This window comes from Massilia aquatica, assembly GCF_011682045.1.
GTDB lineage: Bacteria > Pseudomonadota > Gammaproteobacteria > Burkholderiales > Burkholderiaceae_D > Telluria_A > Telluria_A aquatica.
The window spans coordinates 1-4,596 of sequence record NZ_VVIW01000060.1 but is presented as its reverse complement, the minus strand read 5'-3'; the positions used below and the strand labels follow the sequence as shown (position 1 = coordinate 4,596).

At 55.5% G+C, this 4,596-nt stretch carries 2 protein-coding genes; both read right to left on the bottom strand.

The annotated features are described in order from the left end of the window. Positions 1-250: 250 nt before the first annotated feature. Positions 251-760 carry a hypothetical protein gene (locus F1609_RS33780; RefSeq protein ID WP_167082302.1) on the bottom strand — a complete coding sequence of 170 codons (510 nt, stop codon included), beginning with the start codon at positions 758-760 and terminating at the stop codon, positions 251-253. A gap of 353 nt (positions 761-1,113) precedes the next feature. Beyond that, positions 1,114-4,461, bottom strand: coding sequence for an RHS repeat-associated core domain-containing protein (locus F1609_RS33775; RefSeq protein WP_167082300.1), 3,348 nt, complete (start codon positions 4,459-4,461; stop codon positions 1,114-1,116). Positions 4,462-4,596 lie beyond the last annotated feature (135 nt).

Genomic DNA, 4,596 nt, shown 5'->3' with positions numbered 1-4,596 from the left:
ACTGCTGCGCCACCTTGATCACGTGCCCACCGAAATCCCGAGAGTAAACGCGAATTCGGAACAGTTTACAAGCCCCTTGTGTAACTCATTGAATGTAAAAGCTTTTCCGGAGGTTTCTCATCCAGGGCTGGAGATGTGTATAACGAAATGGCACTGACCCCGTGGCCCTGTTTTGAATAGCAGTAAAAGCCTGGGTTATTTCCTAAATGCGTTCATGATCAGATGAAACTTGTTAAGTGTTTAGCAAGAACTATTTGGTCGGTCGTTTACCGTTAACTTGCACGAGAATTGATTCATCTGGCTCAATAATTTCGAAAGCCCCGTCTTCGCGCTCATAGACCTCGGCGGCCCAACACGAAACCCTTTGCCTGGCAACGATAATTTCAATGCGCGATACCGCGTTTGGTTCATTAGTTTCCAAAAATACCACACTTGCCAGTCCGACCGGAAGTTCGCTTAGCTCTCGTCTGCGATAAATACTTCCAGTTTCAGCTGGGTAGGGCGTAGCCAATACATCTTGGGCAACCAGGTATAAACCGAAATATCCGTTTTCAGTGCCATCGTCGAATTGTGACAGCATGCGATAAATTGAACCATCTCCCAGCTGAAGATCAATGCTAGTGAGTTGCAGATACGGAATGCGCGGATCCTCCCAAACTACCGGGCCTTCCCCGAGGGGGCCATCAGAAATCGCCATCTCAGTGGCAATCCATTTAATGATAAAGTGATCGTTGAGCTTTTTAACGTGAACAGGCTTCATAAATGTAATGCACTATCGATGAGTGGTGATGAATGTGCTTTTGGCAGGCTGCTCGTGATAAGAAATTATAGTGAGCTCGCTCCTAACGATGACTATTGCTCTCGCGAAGCACTAATTTATTCGCTTTATGAGATTGGATATTTTTCGATGTTAATCATCTACCAGTGATCGTTGCCTAAAAATTGAATAACCATTTCTCAGAGAAGCTGATGAAGGTTAGGTACATCATTTTGGGTAGAGTGGATGATAAAAACGCCATAAAAATAAAAATATTTATTGATTAAATTAGGGATTTAGCTGCGTACGCCTCATTTACTTTTGGCATCTGCTTTCTCATATTGTATAGATTTTATTCAAGTTTTCGGTGTCCATCCTGGGGTTGTAGGTACGATACTCGGCTTTGAGGTCCCTTTAACTATAAACACATTAGTGGGTTGCGCAGGGAATGCGGGAAGGTTAACATTGGTTCCTGTAATGCCGTCATATCTAATAACAGGGAATCCATGAGGGTTTTTCCCTAAAATTACAGCTGTACCATCATGAAATGCATCAAGAACTTTTTGCGCATCCGGAACACTATTCATAAGCCCTCCACCCTCATACTCCTTCCGCCCGACAACATGGCGTAGTTGTTTTTGACTAATTTTTCGTGCCACGCCTGGAAAATCTGCAGCCGACAGTACAGCACTACCTTCTGTCGGAGTATTAGTTGAGCCACCACACGAGCAGTCTTTTATCAATCCGAGCGGATCCGTCCATCCACTTGGATTGGGCGCATATTGATACGAGTTACTGCCACCCGCAAGTCCGATCGGATCCAGCGAAACATACCGTCCGCAGTCTGCATCATAGTAGCGGAAGCGATTGTAGTTTAAGCCAGTCTCATTGTCGTGATACTGCCCCAGAAAACGGATTGGCTGGAACTCTGCAACATTAGCAGCCTGAGAATTTATACCCGGCAGACTGTAGCGCTTCGGCGCTGCCTGAACGACACGCAGCACATTGCCCCAAGCCCTATACTCGGATGCCCATACGATCTCGCCTTGCTGGTCAGTCACCTCATTGGGCGTGCCGAGATGATCAGTGTGGATGTGATGAACTTCAGTGCAGTGCTCGTCGTTGCCATCGTCGGCAACGGTATCGAGCTGCGCCAGCGGCATGAACGAGTCCGGCTCATACACATAGGTGCGCTCCCACTTTCCACGCGCCTCGCACAGCAAGCGATTCCCATCCCATACAAAACGTGTCACGCCAAACGCATCGCGCTTCGCAATCCTGCGGCCGAACGGATCGTAAGCGTACTTGACGGTCTGCACTGTGGGATTCGGTTCCTGGGCATTGCGCGTGACGACCGACTTGACCAGCTGATGCGCCGCATTCCACTCCAGCTTCAGGCGCGTGTGCTTGCCGGTCAGCTTTTCGGTCAGGTTGCCGTGCGCATCGTAGTCATAGCGCTTATCTTCGAACACGCGCACCCGGTTGCCTTCCACCCGGCCGGCGCTGGCAACCGTCTCGTCGAGCAGATTGTGCGCAGGGTCGAACGCGAAGCGCTCCGCCAGATTCGGCTGCACGGCACTCATGATGCGGCCGATCACGTCGTAGCTGTAGGTCTTGCGTCCGTTGCGTTTATCGTCGATCGCCAGCAGATTGCCGCTCTCATCGTACTCGTAACGGCGAGCGATCACCGGCTCGGTGCTTGCGCCCACGCCCAGATGGCCTGCGACCTGTGCCAGCAGCCGGCCCACCGGGTCATACTGGAACTGGCTGGTCAGCGCACCCTGGGTGCGGCTGGTGGCCCGGTGCAGCTTGTCGCGCTCGATATCGGTGATGACATCGCCGTCGACGTTGATCTGGTGCAGGTGTCCCGAGCCGTAAAACAGGTTGTTCAGCACACGTCCGTCTGGCAAGACCGTCTTGATCCGGTTGCCCAGCTCGTCGTACTCGTGGCGCAGCTCTGCACTGAAGTCGCGGCCTTTCGTATGTTCACCTACCAACTGGCCCAGCACGTCGTAGCGCAGGCTCACTTCGGCGTCGGCATTGATGGCCTGGGTCATGCGTCCGACCGAATCGTAGGCGTAGCGCAGGCGCAGTTGTTCAGCCTGGGTGTCGCCGATCGTGCGTGAGATGAGCGTTTCGACGAGCTGCCCGGCACTGTCGCGACTGTAGTGCGTGTCGATGCGCGTGTACTCGTTGCGCTCGCCGCTACCAAGTTCTTCCTTGGCGGTGATCAGGCCGCTGTCGTCATAGCGGTAACGCGTCAGGCGCGCATCGAAGCCGGTTTCTTCAATCAGGCGGTCGAGCGCGTCGTAGACGAAGCGGTGCGCATCGCCATTTTCGTTGATCAGTTCCGCCACGCGGCGCGCATCGTCGTAGCGGTATTCCATCACGCCGCCGCGCGCGTCGATGCGCTTGAGCGGCTGTCCATCGGTGTCGAGCACGTAACTGGTGCGATTGCCGAGCGGGTCGATGTGCGCGATCAGGCGTCCCAGCGGATCGTATTCGTAGCTTTCACCGCCCTCGGCCTTTTCCGTCCCTACAGGCCGGCCGAGCGGGTCGTAGCTGTAGACGGTGCTATTACCGTTAGCGTCGGTAGTACGCAGCAGCCGGCCCTTGTCGTCGTAGCTGAAGTGGGTCGTGTTGTTGGAGCAGTCGGTGTAGCTGATCAACTGCGCTGCGCTGTTGTAAGCCAGTTTTTTGACGCCACCGGCGGCGTCCGTGACCTTGACCGGCAAGCCGTTCGCATCGTATTGGTAGGCGGTGCGGTTGCCCAGCGCATCGGTAACGCTCGTCAGGTTGCCGAAGTCGTCGTAGCGCAGGGCGGTTGTGGCGCCGAGCGCGTCGGTGATCAGCGCCGGCTTGTCGAAGCGGGTATCGTAGACGATGCCGGTGCCCTTGCCGTCGCTTTCGATGCGGGTGACGCGACTGCGCTGGTCGTAGCGGTAGCTGACGCTGCGTCCGCCTGGATCGGTGATGCTGAGGACATTGCCGTTGCTGTCGAGACGGCGCGTGGTCACGCCGCCGGCCGCATCCACCTGGCCGATGTAGCGGCGCTTGGCATCGAAGCGGTAACGCTCTTCGCGCCCCAGGTTATCGGTGATGACCGTTTCGTGTTCCAGATAGCGAAAGTTCCACGACCGGCCGTTGTTGATCCAGTTGCGCGTAACCTTGCCGCTGGCGGCGTACTCGTCGTATTCATAGCACGAGACCACGCCGCCCGGCTGGCTGTGCTCGACCATCACGTGATTGCGATAGGCGAACTGGCGCATCACGTCGCCCTTGCCGTTGCTGACCTTGGCCAGGTTGCCGCTTGCATCGTACTCGTACGCGACCAGCAATTCGGTGTCGCTCTGGGGCTCGGCCGGCTGCATGGCAATGCTGCGCAGGCGTGGGTAGCCGCGGTGGTCTTCGAACGTCAGCAGGTAGCCGCGCCCGGCGCTGTCCTCGACCCGCTCGGGCAATTGGCGCTGGTTGTAGCCGATGGTGATGCGGTTGCCGTTGGCGTCGATCTGGCCGACCAGACGCGCAATGTTGTGAGCGAAGTCGGGCAGGGCGAACAGATCGCGCTCGCCCTTGTCGTCGATCAGCTCGAAGCAGCGCTCGTGCGTGCGTACCAGCGTGTTTTTTCCGAGGGCGAATACAGCGATTCGCCAATGCCCGGCAACGAGAAGGTGATCCCGCCTGGAAAACATCGAAACGTTCAAAAAGGCGACCTAGGAGTCTGCGCGGCAGAAACTGATGCAATCCGAATGGTGACGAGGTAAACTTGTCAAATGACGACGAGCTACCTTCCATACGATCAGCATCAGCAAATGCTGCTTCCCCATGCTTTGCAAGAC